At 41.3% G+C, this 16,960-nt stretch carries 15 protein-coding genes; 6 read left to right on the top strand and 9 right to left on the bottom strand.

Going from position 1 to position 16,960, the window contains the following annotated elements; all coding sequences use genetic code 11:
• The first annotated feature begins 167 nt into the window (after window positions 1-167).
• Entirely contained in the window at window positions 168-959 is a 792-nt protein-coding gene (locus M886_RS11495) for a DUF429 domain-containing protein (protein ID WP_015412817.1), read from the top strand.
• Window positions 960-1,076: 117 nt separating this feature from the next.
• Here the strand turns inward: M886_RS11495 and M886_RS11490 are convergent, their stop codons facing one another.
• A complete protein-coding gene (locus M886_RS11490; RefSeq protein ID WP_015412816.1) occupies window positions 1,077-1,925 on the bottom strand; it encodes a helix-turn-helix transcriptional regulator in 849 nt (282 codons plus the stop codon).
• A 118-nt stretch (window positions 1,926-2,043) separates the two neighbouring features.
• Here M886_RS11490 and M886_RS18910 point away from each other — a divergent pair, with 118 nt between their 5' ends.
• Together M886_RS18910 and M886_RS11485 are read left to right on the top strand one after the other, a co-directional pair.
• A complete protein-coding gene (locus M886_RS18910) occupies window positions 2,044-2,196 on the top strand; it encodes a hypothetical protein (RefSeq protein ID WP_015412815.1) in 153 nt (50 codons plus the stop codon).
• Between the two features lie 116 nt (window positions 2,197-2,312).
• A complete protein-coding gene (locus M886_RS11485; protein WP_048038374.1) occupies window positions 2,313-3,371 on the top strand; it encodes a formylglycine-generating enzyme family protein in 1,059 nt (352 codons plus the stop codon).
• Window positions 3,372-3,969: 598 nt separating this feature from the next.
• Here M886_RS11485 and purQ read toward each other — a convergent pair.
• The 3 genes from purQ to M886_RS11470 form a co-directional block, all read right to left on the bottom strand.
• Window positions 3,970-4,668, bottom strand: a complete 699-nt coding sequence (gene purQ / locus M886_RS11480) for a phosphoribosylformylglycinamidine synthase subunit PurQ (RefSeq protein WP_048051204.1) — start codon at window positions 4,666-4,668, stop codon at window positions 3,970-3,972.
• Between the two features lie 86 nt (window positions 4,669-4,754).
• Window positions 4,755-5,006: a phosphoribosylformylglycinamidine synthase subunit PurS gene (gene purS / locus M886_RS11475; RefSeq protein WP_011034714.1), complete on the bottom strand. Its 252-nt coding sequence runs from the start codon at window positions 5,004-5,006 to the stop codon at window positions 4,755-4,757.
• Between the two features lie 387 nt (window positions 5,007-5,393).
• Complete coding sequence (locus M886_RS11470) at window positions 5,394-5,669, bottom strand: hypothetical protein (protein WP_137726656.1); 276 nt, start codon at window positions 5,667-5,669, stop codon at window positions 5,394-5,396.
• Window positions 5,670-6,228: 559 nt separating this feature from the next.
• Here M886_RS11470 and M886_RS11465 point away from each other — a divergent pair.
• Both M886_RS11465 and M886_RS11460 read left to right on the top strand, forming a co-directional pair.
• On the top strand, window positions 6,229-7,746 hold the full coding sequence (locus M886_RS11465) for an asparagine synthetase B family protein (protein WP_230625146.1): 1,518 nt from the start codon (window positions 6,229-6,231) through the stop codon (window positions 7,744-7,746).
• A gap of 481 nt (window positions 7,747-8,227) precedes the next feature.
• The gene (locus tag M886_RS11460; RefSeq protein WP_052273708.1) at window positions 8,228-10,324 is read left to right on the top strand and encodes a disaggregatase related repeat-containing protein; all 2,097 of its coding nucleotides are present in this window, start codon (window positions 8,228-8,230) and stop codon (window positions 10,322-10,324) included.
• A gap of 178 nt (window positions 10,325-10,502) precedes the next feature.
• Here the strand turns inward: M886_RS11460 and M886_RS19165 are convergent, their stop codons facing one another.
• Window positions 10,503-10,643 carry a hypothetical protein gene (locus tag M886_RS19165; RefSeq protein ID WP_226987613.1) on the bottom strand — a complete coding sequence of 47 codons (141 nt, stop codon included), beginning with the start codon at window positions 10,641-10,643 and terminating at the stop codon, window positions 10,503-10,505.
• Here M886_RS19165 and M886_RS11455 point away from each other — a divergent pair.
• Entirely contained in the window at window positions 10,582-11,307 is a 726-nt protein-coding gene (locus M886_RS11455; RefSeq protein WP_230670869.1) for an ATP-binding protein, read from the top strand. The genes M886_RS19165 and M886_RS11455 overlap by 62 nt on opposite strands.
• A gap of 152 nt (window positions 11,308-11,459) precedes the next feature.
• On the opposite strand, the gene M886_RS11450 is transcribed toward M886_RS11455, so the two are convergent.
• The 4 genes from M886_RS11450 to M886_RS11435 all read right to left on the bottom strand — a co-directional run bounded on the left by M886_RS11450 (window position 11,460) and on the right by M886_RS11435 (window position 15,930).
• Window positions 11,460-12,035, bottom strand: a complete 576-nt coding sequence (locus tag M886_RS11450) for a tetratricopeptide repeat protein (protein ID WP_015412808.1) — start codon at window positions 12,033-12,035, stop codon at window positions 11,460-11,462.
• A 202-nt stretch (window positions 12,036-12,237) separates the two neighbouring features.
• On the bottom strand, window positions 12,238-13,422 hold the full coding sequence (locus M886_RS11445; protein ID WP_235203939.1) for a tetratricopeptide repeat protein: 1,185 nt from the start codon (window positions 13,420-13,422) through the stop codon (window positions 12,238-12,240).
• Window positions 13,423-13,515: 93 nt separating this feature from the next.
• Window positions 13,516-14,025, bottom strand: coding sequence for a PASTA domain-containing protein (locus M886_RS11440; protein ID WP_015412806.1), 510 nt, complete (start codon window positions 14,023-14,025; stop codon window positions 13,516-13,518).
• A gap of 495 nt (window positions 14,026-14,520) precedes the next feature.
• Window positions 14,521-15,930 (bottom strand): tripartite tricarboxylate transporter permease, encoded by a 1,410-nt coding sequence (locus M886_RS11435; protein WP_048051203.1) that lies wholly within the window; start codon window positions 15,928-15,930, stop codon window positions 14,521-14,523.
• Window positions 15,931-16,960: the final 1,030 nt, after the last annotated feature.

The following is a 16,960-nucleotide window of genomic DNA, read 5'->3' as shown; positions in this document are numbered from 1 at the left end:
CTGTCTCCGATTTTATAATGTATCCCACTGATCGTAGTATTATTCGTATATATTGCAGCTATTTGTATACATTGCAGCTACTCGTATATATTGCAGCTAATTAACGGTTTCCAGCAGCTATTATCTCCGCAGGAAAAATTCTTTAAGTTTATGCTCTCAGTACAGGTATGGGCAAAAAGGTCTTTGTCGGGGTCGACGGCTGCAGAGCAGGCTGGTTTGCGGTGTTCCTTGAAGAAGAAAAAGATGAAAGAGAAAAAGAATATGACTGCAAATGGGAAGTTGCCCTGTTCCCTGAATTTTCGTTACTGATGGATTTTCTGGAAAATAATTATACTCAGGCAGAGCCTTTAGTCCTTATCGACATTCCTGTTGGCCTGAAAAACGGGGGTGCCGGAGAACGACTTGCCGATACTGAAGCCAGAAAAATCATGAAATCTCGAAAGTCAAGTATTTTCCCTGTGCCATGCAGGGAAGCGGTTTATGCGGAAAGTTATGAGAAAGCCTGCGAGGTAAATGAGAAGCTCACTGGAAAACGGATCTCAAAGCAGGCATGGAATATAGTCCCTAAAATCCGGGATGTGGACAGTTTTCTGGTAAAAAATGAAAATTACAGGGAAAAGGTCAGGGAAGTGGGACCTGAAATCTGTTTCCAGGCTTTTGAAGGCTCCCCCATGAAATTCTCAAAAAAGAAAGCCGAAGGTTTTCTTGAGAGAAAAAAAGCCCTGGGCAGGGTCTGCAAATCTTCAGGTGAAATAGCTGCATGCAAAATAATAGAATATTCCCTTTCAAAATACAGAAGAAAGGATCTTGCAAAAGATGATGTTCTGGATGCGCTTGTAGCTGCTCTTACTGCACTGATGGGGAACAAATACGGGTTTGTGTATGTGCCCGACAAACCTGAAATCGACAGCATGGGACTGAAAATGCAGATGTTATACTTCAGCTCCAATACTGATTAGAAATCTGTTAACTGCTCTAAATAATCTGAAAAAAATCTGTTAACAGCTCAAAATTATCCTGATAAAAATCATGGGCTCTGAATGAAGATTACCTGCCTGAGCCTGCCCATGCCGCATTTAGTCCACATTTACGGAATGCCTGTTGCAGACAGGCTGACGCTTCGCAAGAAGCTGGAAGAATGTTTTTCCTTCTACCGGTTCGACCACTTCCATGCAGTGCCAGAAAAGATCCCTTCCCCAGTCCAGAGCTTTTTTCTCAGTGGATATAAGTATCTGATCCCTCAATTTTCCTCCGTTTTCGAAGAGTTTGAGTGAAAGGAACCTGTCAGTTACAACAATTGAAGGGATTGGCGCGGGCTTCTGGCAGACAAATATTTTTGAATTTTCACTTATGGAAAGCCTTTCAGCTTCTTCCGGAAAACTGGAGAACAGGCGCAATATTACGTTTTCTGCCATACAGAGTGTTATTTTAGTCCCTTTTTCCGCAAGGTCTGCGTACAGGGAAGGGGCTTCAGGATGAAAATAAGATACAAAAGTAAGTATCTCATTAGAACTAGCTATATTTTCTATGAAAGCTTTTGGCGTTTCAAGCATATGTTCCACATCGGGCTCAAGAAGTTCGCAATGCCCGAGCTCATCAATCCTGTCCAGAAGAAAATCTGGAACCGAGGTTAAGTCATGCGTTTTCCAGTAATCTTCATTGACTTCAAAAACCTCAATCGTATTCAGGAAAGGAGCCAGATTTTCGACTATTACTTTTCCGATTTCAGACAGGCTGTAGACCTTTTTTTCCTCGACAAGCAGGTGAGCATCCTTCATTTTTTTTATATGGGGCTGGATCGTGCCGGCATCTACATTGAGCAATTCTTTGATTGCATCAATATCTCTTGGCCCTTCCCTGAGAAGAAACAAAAGCTCTTTTCTCCTGTCAGAAAAGAAGATAAGATTGATAAGTGACTGTTTCACGCGCTCACCTTCAGTTGCCCTCTAATTTCTACAACAATGCCCTAAAAACTTTTTGATTTTTGAGCGCGGTTATTTCTCTCAGTTAGTTTTCAAGTTCTTAGACATCCAGAATTAAAAATTGAGCGAGAAAAGAGAGAAAAAAGGAAAGGAGAGAAAGAGAAGGGAAGGAAAAGAAGAGAAGAGAATAAATGAAAAGAGAAAAGGAAAGAAGAGAATAAATGAAAAGAAAACGAAAGAAACGAAAGAAACAAAAGAAAACGAAAGAAAATAAACGAAAAGAAGAGGGAAAAAAGTAAACGGAATACCAAACAGGAAAGAACAAAAAATATATAACAGAAACAGAAAGCTTTAGAATATTATCTGCAGAATATTTATTCATATGGAGATGTGAGACCGCTGGATTCAAACATATATTTTTACGGAGAATGTATTAGCTTTGAAGATTCCAATTCCATTGTTAACAATTTTAAAGAAGGTTTAACTGAAAACTCGGCTAGATTTTTTACTGAAGATTCAATTGAGGGTCTGAAAGGGCATTTAACTGAAGAAGTAACTGAAGAAGTAACTGAAGAAGTAACTGAAGAAGTAACTGAAGATTTAAGTAGAAATCCAGCCAGAAATTCATCTAGCGCATTGGAGGACACAGTTAAAAACTTGTCTCAGAACTTAATCGAAAGTCCGGTTCATGTAAAAAATAATGTCACTGCAGGAAGCCAGATCAGAAATGCAATGGGGATGGAGTTTGTCCTGGTGCCTGCAGGAGAATTTTTAATGGGATCTCCATTAAACGAGAAACGCAGAAAGCTCTGGGAAAGCCCTGTGCATGAAGTAACCATTAAAAAGCCTTTTTATCTTGGTAAATATCCGGTTACCCAGGAACAATGGTGTAGAGTAATGGGAAATAACCCCTCATATTTCAGGGATGAGAAACATCCGGTTGAAAATGTCTCCTGGAAAGAAGCTCAGGAGTTTGTCCGGAAACTCAATGCGTTAGAAGATACTGGGGAAAAAAGTCCGGTCTACAGACTCCCTACGGAAGCCGAGTGGGAATATGCCGCAAGGGCAGGAAATTCAGGCAGCTATTTTTTCGGCGATGATGAATCGAAACTTAAAGAATATGCCTGGTTTCTTGAGAACTCCGGACTTGAGACTCATCCAGTGGGCCTGAAAAATCCTAACCCCTGGGGATTTTACGACCTTTACGGAAACGTGGGGGAATGGATGCAGGATGAATACCACATAAGCTACAAAGGGGCGCCTTCAGACGGGAGAGCATGGGAAAGCCTTTTTCCCAGCGTATCTGTCCCTGTAAGGATAAGGAGAGGCGGCGGGTGGAATGGGAACGCAGGTTGCTGCAGGTCGGCTGAAAGGCTTTTTGCTGCCCAGGATAAAAAGCTCAATAGCCTGGGGTTCAGAATAGTCAGAGAATATAATTTTCAGATATAATTTTACTATTTTTATCATTATCCCCGGTTTCAGCACCCCTGACCCCTGCCCGTTTATCTCAGGCGGGGGCAAAAAAGAGTTCAAGGTGCTTTCGACGATTTAGGAGGCGACTAAATTTGTGTCTGTCGGGTAGAGACACTCTTCTATAGTACCAATTGGTATTTAATACTTTTGTTATCTTATTTGCTACTTGATATTAAGTATATTAACCATAATATTACCAAGATAAAAGCACATTTTTTTGAAGATCCATAATATTTACTGTTAAAACCGCCAGGACGACAGAAAATACCGGAAATACAGGATATCACATACTTGAAAAATACAATTTGATAGATAGTGTTGGCGGAGAGCCCTTTAAGGTATGTTCCAGGCTCATTCTGGCAGAGGCTTTCGTCCCCCACCTGTCGCTTCGCTTCGAGAGAGGGAAATTTCAACCTTAGAGTTAAAAAATAATCTGAAAAGAAGTAGCATAAAAAGATGTAGCTTGAGAAAAGATAGCTAAAAAGAGATAAATAAAAAAGAGATAAATAAAAAAGAAGTAATTTGAAAAGAGATAGTTTAGAAAGAAATAACTAAAAAAGAAGTGAAAAGCGGATTAGAAATTTTCTGTAATATAATCCGCCATGGACTCGAAAACCTTCCTGCCTTCATCAGAACCAAGGATTGATTCAGATGCCCTTTCAGGATGAGGCATGAGCCCGAGAACGTTTCTTGAAGAGTTCACTATTCCTGCAATGTTTTCCAGGGAACCGTTGGGATTGGCTTTATCAGTTAGCCTTCCTTTTTCGTCCACATAACGGAAAACAACCTGTTCATTCTCGTCAAGCTCTGCAAGGGTCGCTTCTTCAGCGTAGAATTTGCCTTCCATATGGGCTATCGGCAGCTTGATAACCTCTCCTTTCCTGAACTTTGAGGTAAAGGGGGTATTTGCTGTTTCTACTCTGAGGTTGGTCCAGTGACACCTGAATTTGGGATACTCATTTGTAGTAAGAGCCCCTTCGAGAAGCCGGGCTTCGGTCAGGATCTGGAAACCATTGCAGATACCCAGGACAGGTTTTCCTTCGGATGCAATTTTCTTTATGGAATCCATAATAGGAGTTCTGGCTGCTATAGCTCCCGCCCTGAGATAATCACCATAGGAAAAGCCTCCAGGGACAACAACTCCGTCAAAACCTGTCAGTCTTTCTTCTTTGTACCAGACAGTTTCGGCATCCACACCAACCACGTCTTTAAGGACATGAAGAACGTCCATGTCGCAGTTTGTGCCTCCGAACTGAATAATGGCAATTTTCATCTTTTTCCCTCAAATCTTCCTTCAAATTTACAAAGCATTTAGTTTTCTGGATTTGCTTTTCAATCATTTATTCCCGCAGCGAACCCTTAGTTGAATTCCCTGAGCTCTATTGTATAGTTGTGAATGATTGGGTTTGCAATAAGTTTCTGACACATCTCATCAACTTTCTGCTTTGCAACTTCGGCAGATTCGGCTTCAAGCACGATTTCATACAGTTTTGCAGTCTTTACGCTTTCGACTGCGTATCCAAGGTGTCCGAGAGCCCTCTTGGCTGTGGTGCCTTCAGGATCAAGCATGCCTGCTTTCTGTTCAATGGTTACTGTTGCCTGGTACTGCATCTTTATAAGCCTCAATTTTGAATCTTTAAATTTTTTGAATCTTTAAATTTTTTGAATCTTTAAATTAAATATTTGGATTAATCGGACTTTGCCTTTTTTCAGTATCCCGAATACTATATAGGGTTAAAGGTAAGCAAACTTAAAGGTAAACAATTTCCGGTCTGCACATAATAATTATAAGATGCTTAAAAACGTTGCGTATATTGGAGGACGGAGATAAAAAACTTCCTTCACAAAGATCAGAATTCTCTGTAAAAGTCCTGTAAATTAAATTTCTCTGTCAAAGTTCTGGGAAATTAAATTTTCCTTTTTGTCCGAATTTTGTCTAGATATCATTTATAATTATAAAATATTTATTATAAAAATATTTAACAGACCAGGGAAGTTTTAAATGTATATATAACCCAATATAAATCGGGTGAAATACTGAACTTCAATGGACCTGATAGCTGGGGCAGTAAACAGGTCAGCCTGGAATAGGATCTGCACCTGACCAGGCAGCTTGTTCTCTGCAAACATGGAGTTCTTAGAGGCAGCAATTGCTGCAGAGCTTACGTGCCAAAAAATGACCTGTACACCACACGCTGCTGTTGCTTTTTCTGCACTCACTCCATCTGGATAGGGGATGAAAAAAGCGCAAGAAATCCCTTTGCTGCACTGCAAGGGGATCCCGTGTTCGCTGTGGAAGTTCTTAGGGAGGAGCCGCCCGGATGAAAAAGAAAAACTGAAAAGATTCAGGCAAAACGGGTATTCTGGAAAATAATCTTCTCCCAATTTTGTTTTATGCTAATTTTAGAGCTCTTCTTTTTAAGGACTGCGGATTTAAGGACTGCAGACAAAAAGACATGATTTCTCCTCCTGTCGCGCCATCCGGAATTCTGTGCGGGTCACAGGAAATCCAAGATCTTCCGGAAGGTGAACTGCGAGTGAAATAGCACAAGGTCTTTTTCGCTTCGCCTACGAGTTTAATTATAAAGATCTCTCTGACCCATACAGCTTAACAATTAATTTTAATGACCTTAATTTTAGTGACCTTAATTTTAATAACATTATTTTAGCAATCATATTTTAATGACTTGTCGTATTTTAAACTGCGTATTTCAGCCTGCATTGCAAGCAGTTTTTTGAAAATCTGTTTACCTGAATGCAGCGGTTTTTCGGGATATTCACAGATGCACTTCCATTTACGGGGATGGCAAAGCAATAAATACAGGGCGGAGTTGTGTATACCGAACAGAGGACAGAAAAAGGTGTAATTATGTGCGGAATAGCGGGAATGTTCGGAACTCCTGACAGCAATACGAAAGTAAAAAAAATGCTTGCAATCCTCGGGCACAGAGGACCTGATGCCTGTGGAATCCATACTGAAGGAAAACTGAGCATAGGAAATACACTGCTAAAGATAACAGGAGACATGCCCCAGCCGCTTACCGGAACAGGGTCCCTCGTACTTAACGGAGAGATATACAATTTTCGAGAGCTTGCAGCCGAAATCGGGTTAAAAACCGATTCTGATACCGAGCTTCTTTTTACACTTATAGAACGCAAGGTTAGGAAAGGGATTAAGCCGACAAATGCCGTCTTTTCCGTGCTTTCGAAAGTAAATGGGGATTACGCCCTTGCATATGCCTGCGGGACAGAGCTTGTCCTTGCCAGGGACCCGTCGGGAGTAAAGCCTCTTTTTTATTTTTATGAAAAAAGTATGGTAAAACCAGGATTAGCTTTTGCCTCAGAAAAAAAAGCCCTTGCGTTCACCGGGAGAGAAGTAAAACCATTTCCTCAGGGAGGGATTATGGGCTTCAGTACAGAAAACGGAAAAATAGCAGAAAAATTTACGGAAAAATCACTTAAAATAACACAGCCTGAGAAGAGAATTTCCGCAGAAAAAGAAGCCATAATTTACCTGAAGGCAGCTCTTGAAAAGGCTGTGGAACTCAGGCTTACCCCTATTTCAGGAATAGCATTTTCAGGAGGCATTGACAGCACTTTTCTGGCAGCCCTTGCAAAAAGAATAGACCCGTATGTCTCCCTTTATGCTGTTGGGCTTCCTGATTCCCATGACATTGCCCAGGCAGAGTATGCAGCCGAAGCCATAGGCATGAAAAGGAATCTCAAGACTCATTTCCTTTCTCCCGAAGAAATCGAAGCAGCGGTCCCTGAAGTAATCTACGCAACCGAATCTACCGACCCCATGAAGGTTGCCATAGGGCTTCCTCTTCACATAGTCGCAAAAACCGCAAGAGAAGAGGGAAAACGAGTCCTTCTGACAGGGCAGGGAGCAGACGAACTCTTTGGAGGGTACAGCAGGCATGAAGGATTTTTCGAGCAGGGAGCTGATGTTCTTGATAGGGAGATTTACTCTGACCTTGAGAACATCTCAGCAATCAACCTTGAAAGAGACGACATGGTTGCCATGGCAAATTCCGTTGAACTCAGGGTGCCTTTTCTGGATAAAGAAGTAATAAAAACCGGGCTTGCAATAAGTCCAGAACTTAAAGTCAGGAAAAAAGAAGGCGTTTATATACGAAAATACATCCTCAGGAAAGCTGCGGAAGGCCTTCTCCCTCCGAAAATTCTCTGGAAAGAGAAAAAAGCAGTGCAGTACGGAACCGGAGTCCAGAAAACACTTGACAGGCTTGCCAGAGATTCTGGCTTTTCTAAAAAGCAGGGTGGGCATATAGAAAAATACCTTTCACAGATTGCTTCGGAAAAAGGATTTGATTTCATAAATGAGATGTAAAAAGAAGCATTCAGGGGCAATTGACCTGTTATCATTTAATTCATCTATCAGTTAATTCATCAGGTACTTAATTATACAATAGTTTATAATGATATCCAAATCTTTTTTTAAATAAAATTGAAAGTTTCATGGGTTTATTTGCAATATTTTTTATATGATGGCTTCATTAACTACAATAGGAAGTTAGACAGTTATACGCATCAGAATCAAGTCTGAACCCTGCCATTGTATAATCGATTTTTACAAAAATTAATGACCTCTGGCAGGGGAATCCGCCTGGGCTTATTCTAAAGCGTGAATCCCGGAATAGTGTATACAACCTGCAAAATATTGTTGCTTGTATCATAGAGAAACTAAAAACCTGGGGAGAGTCACTTTACCTGCAGGTAGAGTTTCCTTGAAAAAATTGATACATTACAATATAAATTTTTGTTCAGTATACATTAAGAAATATTATATTAATTTTATCCAGGTGGAAAAAATGTTGAAAGGAAAATCAGGAATTATATTTCTGGCAGGCTGCCTCCTCTTTTTTGCACACGTTCCTGTTGTTTTATGCATGTCTTCAGGTCCGGTTGTTTATGTTGCAGGAGACGGCAGTGGAGATTTCAACTGTGATGGACAAGACGATAACTTACAGATTAACCAGGCTCTTAAATTCGTTGCAGAAAACTCTAAATATACAACTGTTCACCTCAAAGGGCCTTTTACATATGTAATTGATGACACTCTCCTGATAGGCAGCAATACGATTCTTGAGGGGGATTCCGACGCTGTTGTCAAACTGGTTAATCATGCAGGATGGGCCAATGAGCCCATGGTCCCCTTAATCGGTAACAAGGGTTCGCTAAGCAATATAACCATAAGAGGGTTTGAAATCGATGCAAACCATGACGGGAATACCGAAACTCCGGTTGGAGAAGGATATTACAATTGCATCTGCTTCCTTCACGTAAAAAATCTCTTTGTATATGATATGTACATGCACGATGGGCATGGCGACGGATTGCGAATATACGATTGCGAAAATATCCAGTTCCATGACAATACAGTAAATTTACCCGGGCATGATGGGTTTTATGCTGTTGAGTCCAGGAATGTGGAAGCCTGGAACAACAGGATTACCTGCCGGATAAATAGCGGGCTCAGAGTCTGGAATTCTGATAACGTAAAGTTCCATGATAACTTCATTGATTCTTATCCGAACGCGGGTCCGGGTATCCAGATCCACAGGTCATCAGGCAGTATGGATGTAGAGATCTATGATAACCTGATCACAAACACTTACGGGCCTGGAATATGGGTTATCGGGACTGCCGGTGCATATGATAAAAGCTTAACAAGCTGCCACATCCACCACAATATTTTCAGCGGTTCGGGTACGAACAAAAATATTCAGTGGGTTGGAGGGGTTCTTGGCAGCGGATTCCATAATGTACTGGTCGAAAACAACGTCTTTGACGGGGTTCATAATGCGGCAGTTGTAAATATGTACAAGACCGACGACAATGCCGGACCTTCAGGAAAAGGATATACGACAACTGTAAGAAATAACATAATTGTTAATACAGTCCCCAGAAAAACAAAAGGAACCAACACCGGGTATGGTGTGGTTAATTGCCTCCCCAAGTCACATAATATGGTTCTGGAATACAACTGCGTCTACAATAATGCAGCCGGCAATTATAAAAACGTAAATCATCCAACTGACATAAATGCTGACCCTCTTTTCGCAGATAGTAAAAATGGTGACTATCATCTTAAATCAACAGCCGGGCGCTGGACAGGCTCAGCATGGGTAAAGGATAGTGTAAGTTCCCCGTGCATTGACGCCGGAAATCCATCCTCGGACTATTCAAATGAGCCTGAAGACAATGGAAACAGGATTAATATCGGAAGGTACGGAAATACTAATTATGCATCCCTGAAAGGGGCAACTCCTGTAACAGACTCAAAAATACCTGCATCTCCGGGGCTCCAGACTTCCGCACCCACAGCAGGTCCACAGATATCTGAGATGTATGATAACAGACTGCGTGAAAAATCTCCTGAATACACCTATCCGAGCAAGCCCTGCCTCGATCTTGGAAACAGCCCCGGAGTTGGAAACGACAGGGATATAATTTGGTTTGACCTGAGCGGATACGCAGATGCTGAAAAAATAAGCAGTGCAGTTCTTTCTCTTTACTGGTACTATCCGACTGTTCCAAAGACCAGAGATACTGTTGTTGATCTTTACAGACCTGCCGATTCGTGGGATCCTGACCATGTAAGCTGGAATAAAAAAGATAGAGGTGTTAAGTGGAAAAATGCCGGAGGAGACTGGTACGATAAGAAGGGAGCAGCCCAGGGAAAAACTCCTTATGCTACATTTACAATTAAAAGCGGGACGCTTCCTGACTTCAGATATTATGAGCTGGACGTAACCGATCTCGTAAAAGAATACGTAAGCGGCAAATATGAAAATACGGGTTTCCTGATAAAAACGCGCTATGAAAACTCCGACTATGTAGCCTTCTATAGCCTCGAATGTGATGAAGGAGACTTTGAGCCAAAACTGGATATAACGTACAGATAAAAATTAAGGCTACGTACAGATAAAAATTAAGGCTAAAGCCCCCCTGAAAGTAGATTCCGGAGAGTAGAATAAAAATATTGAAGTTCTCCGGATTTTTTCCAGAAAACCAGATATAAATCAATAAGTATAAACAGTTTGATGGTCATATCCAAGTAGAAAATATTCCATTTGAATTATATTAAATCCCAGGGGGAATTCGAATAAAAATAGCAATCACCGGAAAAGGCGGCGTTGGAAAGACTACTCTCTCAGGCACTCTGGCAAGACTGCTTGCAAGAGACGGATATGAAGTCCTGGCAATAGATGCAGACCCGGACATGAACCTTGCATCTTCTCTGGGTATAGAAAATCCCCCAAAACCCCTTGCCGATTTCAAAGACCTTATTCAGGAAAGGGCAGGTGCCGAAGGCGGGGCTTTTATCTATAACCCGAAAGTTGACGACATTGCAGGCAAATACGGGGTTATAGGACCCGATGGAGTCAGGATGCTTGTCATGGGTACAGTGGATAAAGGAGGAAGCGGGTGCATGTGTCCCGCATCAGCATTCCTCAGGGCCCTTCTAAGACACCTTATGCTTAAGGAAAAGAGCGCGGTTATCCTTGACATGGAAGCCGGTATAGAGCACCTGGGCAGGGGCACCACGCGCGGAATGGACCTTATGATCGTGGTTGTGGAGCCGGGAGCAAGGTCTCTAGAAACAGCCGAGAGAATAAAAAAGCTCTCTTCCGAGATAGGGGTAAAACACATCGCTGCAGTAATCAATAAAGGGGGTGCAGGAAAGGTCAATGACAGGCTTGAAGAGCTTGGCATCCCCGTACTTGGAGAAATTCCTTTTGACCAGCAGTTAATGCAGGCTGACCTGGAAAAGAGGGCCCCTATTGATGAAGGCGGTGAGGCTGTTAACGCGATCATCAAAATCAAAGAAAAACTTATGGAAACAGTTGAAGAGATCAGAAAAGAAAACGAACAGAGTAAAAAGTAAAGGCTGGAAAACAGCCTGTACTATTTTTTAGATTCTGGTTTTTAGATTCTGGTTTTTAGATTCCGGTTTTTAGATTCTGGTTTTTAAATTCCGGTTTTTAAATTCCGGTTTTTAAATTCCGGTTTTAAATAAGATTTTTCGGGCATTGAGATTCAGTTGAAGTCGCTGTCCGGAGAATCGACCAGAGTTCCTTTTTTATAAATAAGCCCGAGAAGTCTCATCTTTTTTTCTCTGATAAGGATATCAGCAGGGTCTATCTCAAGAGCCCTGTCGTAAGCTTCCATGGCTTCTCCGTACCTCCCAAGGTTTTCCAGAACAGAACCTTTCTGGCACAGGGAAAAGACGTCTTCAGAATTGACTTTAAGGACCTCATCATAACATTCTATAGCTTTTTCATAATCCTTCAGATTGCTGTAAGCAAAACCCTTGAGGCATTTTATTCCAAGGTGATCAGGCTCGATTTCGAGAGCTTTGTTATAACAGTCAAGAGCTTCATTCGACCTCCCCAGCCTGTCAAGGACAAAACCTTTCTGGAGCCAGGCATCAAAGTATAGAGGGTCCAGACCCAAGGCTTTGTCGTAGATCCTGAGTTTGTCCTCATAATTATCGGTTTCACTGGCTGATAGAAGGAGCTGTCTGGGGTCCTCTTTTTCTCTGGTTTTTTCTGCCGTTTCCAGCTCCTTTTGCTTATTTACGGTGTTTTCTGCAGTGTTCTTTTTCTCGTTCATTTCGAAATCCTCTTTTAATGGAGTTATTCGGGCCCCTTCAGGAAACATTTTCCATGCCTTGTTTTCCGGTTTTATGCATGAAACCGGAGCAAGCCTGTATTGAGGACTTTTTATTTCAAATAAGATATACTTTTTCTGATTCGAATTTTACTGAATAAGCGGAATAAAGGGTTTGTGTAAAATATAGCTAGTAAAGAAAAAATTATCGGGAATTTTCGGCTTTCTGGCGGCTAATTCTCGAAAGGATTTCGACCTTGATCTCAAGAGCTGGATTAAATCCCGGCCTCAATTCAAGGGCTCTGTTACAGTTCTGCAGGGCTTCTTCCTGTTTGTTCAGTTCGGAAAGGACAAGCCCCCTTCCAGCCCAGAGCCCGGGATCTTCCGGTGAAGCCTGAAGAGCCATATCATATGTTGATAGAGCTTTCTCATACCTGCCGAGCTTGAAAAGAAGGTTTCCGGCAGCTTTCAGGGCTTCAGGATAGACGGGCCTGATTTTCAGAGCTGAGCTGTATGCCTCAAGAGCTTCTTCTTTCCTGTCAAGTGCAGAAAGAACCGAGCCTTTTCCTGCCCAGGCCTCTGCATATTTCGGGTTTTTCAGGAGAACCTTTTCATATGTTTCAAGTGCTTCCTCAAGCCTGCCAAGCCCTGCAAGCACTACTCCCTTATTGTCCCATACGATCTCAAAAGAAGGTTCAAGCTCAATTGCCCTGTCATAAGCATCCAGTGCCTCTTTAAGCAGAACCATATCCGAAAGAATTACACCTTTATTATACCAGACTCTGAAGTCATCAGGTACGATTTCAAGCACCTGCTCTATAAATTTCAGGGAATTTTCAAACCTTCCCGCCTTATAAAGAAGTAAGGATTTCTGAAAGAGTGCTGTGGCGTTCCGGGGATCCTTTTCAAGCATTTCAGTACAGGATTTGAGTTCATCAAAAAAAGGGAGAGAAGAGTAAAGATCCCTTACAGCCATAAATAGGGGCAGGATTTCAAGCCTTTTATCCTGAATCTTTAGAACTCCCTGAGCAGGGTCATAAGAAAAGGGAGCTGCTTTCTGGATGCCTTGACTCTCTCCCCCTTGACTCTCTCCTGGGAGATTTTCCATTTTTTTAAGCTCTGTCTCGGTTATGGACATGAGCCTCGGGGAGAGAAGAGAATTATCTGCTATAGAAAGGACCGATCTCAGGCGTTGCCGGTATTTTTTGTCACTTTTGCACCAGAGAATGGCTGAAACCCGGCTGCATTCCGTCCAGAAATCCTTAAAAGAAGAATGCAGATCCACATCCCCAGAACTATTTAAATTGCCGAAATTCCTGATTGCGGCCTTGCAGTGCCCGCGGAGTTCCGGAAGAATTACACCGTATTCGGATTCAAGTCCTCTCATCATTACCAGGTCCTGTATACAATATGTTTTCCTTTTGTTTTTAAAATTCAGACTTCTCTGAGTCAGGTTTCTTCTCCTGATCCTTAAATCCTGACCTCAATGCTTTGAGAATTGGCATAAAGGCGAATCCCTGCCCAGATTAGGTTTAAGCTTTCCCTTGGTTGCCACAATCAGGTCCACGGTCGACCCTCTGTCTGCAAGCATTCCCCCTTTTGGTTCCTGCTGGATAACGTCTCCGAAACGGATTCCTGCTACAAAGACACTTTTCTCTCCGATATTGCCGGCAAGCAGTCCAGAATCTTCCAGCTTTTTAACAGCCTGTTCAAGAGGTAATTTTATAACAGAAGGAACTTCAACATTTTCTTCCTGTGGTCCAGCATCCTGCGATTCCGTATCCATTACTTCTGTGACTTCGTTTTTACTATCTTCTCCCAGAACCTCTTCCAGAAGCTCGATTGCCCCGCTGATCCTGAGAAGTGTTTCATTCAGATTATTTTTCCTTTTTTCAAGCTCTACAATTTTTGCTTCAATATCTTTGAAGATTTTCTGACCGGTCTCATACTCAGCCCTGAGCTCTGCCAGACGCTTTTCGAGTTGTGCTTTCATATCCTGTAAACCCCTTTTCATTAATTATTACTACAGTCAAATCAAAATAAGGCTTTGGACTTTATTTAAATCCCTTTATTTCATATTAATTTCTTTAATATCCAGCCACTTTTAAATTAAGGAATTTATTTTTTATTTAGCCTTTGTATTTTGCTCCCTCTACAATTTCAGCCCAATACATTTTAAGTTTTATATTTTTACTTATTAGTAAAGTAGCATTGGAAAGTTTAGCTAATTTTGAAAACTCAGGTATTCCAGGCTTTTCCGCTCAAACTTTTCCTCTCGAACTTTTCCTCTCGAACTGCTGGAGATACTGCAACCGGAATTTGTGGAAAGACTAAATAAACAGGCAAAGATCTGAACGAAATTACAGGTAAAGTTTCCGGATACTGATTAATAGTATAATAGTCAAAGATAGTCAGAGGAATCGTTTTTAGATCATTGTTCAAATGGATCTTTGTTCAAATGGATCTTTGTTCAAAATTAGATTTTTGTTTAAAAGCTATACTGTAAGAAGTAACTGATAACAGGCAGTAAAATGACCCCCATTGCATGGGATTTTCTGATGTTCATAAAAGAAGGGAGCATGCCTATAGGGGTAGAAATAATGAAAATGAATAAACCGAAAAGACCTGTAAAAAGATATACCATTACCGCAAGTCCTATAAGGACACCTGTGCAGAGCTTGGTGTAGTCAATTTTTCGGAGCATATGATGGGCATTATTCCCTATCCATACTGTGGAAAAGTATGAAAACAGGGCAGAAAGGAGTATGGCAGCGAAAAAGAGCAGAATTATCTGAAAACCAAGTGATTCTATACCCAGTATGTCATTTATAGCAACCATTGCGCCGCTTCTGGTCTTTCCTATGATAAGAAGAGCTACGAGCCCGAAGATTGCATTTGAGGTGTTTACTCCTGAGATGGATACTATAAACTCCTTTGAGCTTTCAAGAGTCTGGTGGTCTGCGCGTGAATCAGAAAAAAGGGAGGACTTTCGCTCTCCAGGTACAGGTTCTGAGTCTTCTTTTTTAATTGGTCTTCTGTCAAAGTCCGAGCGAACAAAAAGCCCTACCAGAAGAGCGGCAATAGAAGAGGAAACACCCGGAAGCCAGGCTACAAGGGAGCCTGCAGCACTGCCGGTAAAGACTCCTCTCAGGATTCTTTTTCTGGAAAGCTCAAATTTGGAAATGGATTTTTCAGGGATCTCGGAGCCTGTAAAAAGACTTATTATTAACTGGGATGCCCCGAAAAGCCCGCTAAGGAGAGGAAGGAGCATGGAAGCTTCCCCGAAGTTTATGATGGGAGTGAGGAGGTCCTCTCTGGAAAAAGCAAAAAGGCCCAGAATTCCTGTGATAAGGAACAGGAGAAGAGCCATAGCTTTATACTTATATTTTGCAAGCAAACCCAAGCCTTTCTTTCCCTCCACCTCCCCGTTTTTCTCGCTCGCAATCGTAATAAATACAATCGTGAGCAGGATCCATACCATACTATCTTGAATGTAGGGATAAAACGCCCCGAAAAAAAGAGAGAAAGGCAATAAAAAAAGCATGGATGTAAACACAGAGCCCGCACTCCCCAGGGCAGAGAGCCTTATTGCTTCTGCACCTGCACCTTCAAGCAGAAGCCTGTGGCCTGGGAGGACTGCAAGGGCTGTGTCTCCGTCAGGTGCGCCTAAAAACACGGACGGGATTATGTCGTGAAACGTGTGAGACACCGCATTTGAGAGGATTATGAGAGCAATATAAAACGGAGCGACCCCTTTTTCAGCCAGAAAGGGGGAAAAAGCTACGAGTGCAAGTGCGAAATTATTTGTATGTACTCCGGGCAATAACCCTGAAACTATTCCCAGCAGGTAGCCTGCAAGAACAGAAAGAAATATCAGGAACAGAGAAATCTCTTCCATTCAAAAAACTCCCTATGTTATTGGCACATAACCTCTTGAACTTAGTAAAATATTTCACATACTAAGTATTAATACTTAGCTCTGCTATGGGAAACGCATTTTTATTTCTCTTGGAAAAAAATAAAATTCTAAAATATATTATTTAAGATAGGGGAGACACATTTCAGGAGAGATCATAAAGGAACGAAGATAAAATAAGAAAAATAAAAAAAGAACGAAGATAAAATAAGAAAAATAAGAAAAGAACGAAGATAAAAGAAAAGAGATAAGAAAGAAACGAAGATAAAAGAAAAAGAAAATGAAAGAAAAAATGCATAAAAGAGTATTTAAATCAGAAAAAACAAAGCGATCTATCAGGATTTTTAATTAAGATGAGAAATTTCAAACCTGTTAGTATAAATAAATTTCCGTTGAAAATAATACCCTTCTAATAAATAGAGGGGTTTTCGGCAGAAAGTATAAAAGCAAAATTCGAAAAGTCAAACATTTTTAGTTTACCGATCTGATAAGCCGCTTGAAAAATTTGAAGGTTCTTTATTACAACAAAGTAAAAAAAAAATCATTTCCATTTATGTTTTATATGTAACAGTTATACTATAGCTTGTAGTCCTAAATGCTAATATTGAATGGGGTTCATGAGAGCATTTAGCAAAAAACAGCAGGGCAATTGAGGTTCGCCATTCCTCAGTCTGCTCTGGGCAACCCGGAACCCCGCCCTCTTGAGGCAAAATCGAGGTTTTTTGCCATTCCTCGGTTTAAGCTCAGGGAGAGGTATCGGGAAAAGAGGTCCGAAGTGAGGTTCGCCATTCCTCACCCGGTCTCTCAGATATCAGAAGCAATAGAGAAGTGCGGGGGCAAATCCCTCTCTAAACTATTTTTACCCCCCACTTCAACTCTATTCTCTATGCTGTCCAGTTTTATCCTCTGTTATATTCAATAAAACTGGGACTCTGTTTTGAATTTGCCATTAACAACTCAAACATCTAAATTCAGTAACTGTTTCATTGTTCCTTTATTATAAAAATAAGAT

The organism is Methanosarcina soligelidi (genome assembly GCF_000744315.1).
Classification (GTDB): domain Archaea; phylum Halobacteriota; class Methanosarcinia; order Methanosarcinales; family Methanosarcinaceae; genus Methanosarcina; species Methanosarcina mazei.
This window is presented reverse-complemented; position numbering and strand designations above follow the sequence as displayed.

Coding starts and splice junctions, on each gene's coding strand:
- M886_RS11495 (WP_015412817.1), top strand. CDS start 168: ATGGGCAAAAAGGTCTTTGTCGGGGTCGACGGCTGCAGAGCAGGCTGG.
- purQ (WP_048051204.1), bottom strand. CDS start 4,668: ATGAAAATTGCCATTATTCAGTTCGGAGGCACAAACTGCGACATGGAC.
- purS (WP_011034714.1), bottom strand. CDS start 5,006: ATGCAGTACCAGGCAACAGTAACCATTGAACAGAAAGCAGGCATGCTT.
- M886_RS11460 (WP_052273708.1), top strand. CDS start 8,228: ATGTTGAAAGGAAAATCAGGAATTATATTTCTGGCAGGCTGCCTCCTC.
- M886_RS19165 (WP_226987613.1), bottom strand. CDS start 10,643: ATGTCCGGGTCTGCATCTATTGCCAGGACTTCATATCCGTCTCTTGCA.
- M886_RS11450 (WP_015412808.1), bottom strand. CDS start 12,035: ATGAACGAGAAAAAGAACACTGCAGAAAACACCGTAAATAAGCAAAAG.
- M886_RS11445 (WP_235203939.1), bottom strand. CDS start 13,422: ATGATGAGAGGACTTGAATCCGAATACGGTGTAATTCTTCCGGAACTC.
- M886_RS11440 (WP_015412806.1), bottom strand. CDS start 14,025: ATGAAAGCACAACTCGAAAAGCGTCTGGCAGAGCTCAGGGCTGAGTAT.
- M886_RS11435 (WP_048051203.1), bottom strand. CDS start 15,930: ATGGAAGAGATTTCTCTGTTCCTGATATTTCTTTCTGTTCTTGCAGGC.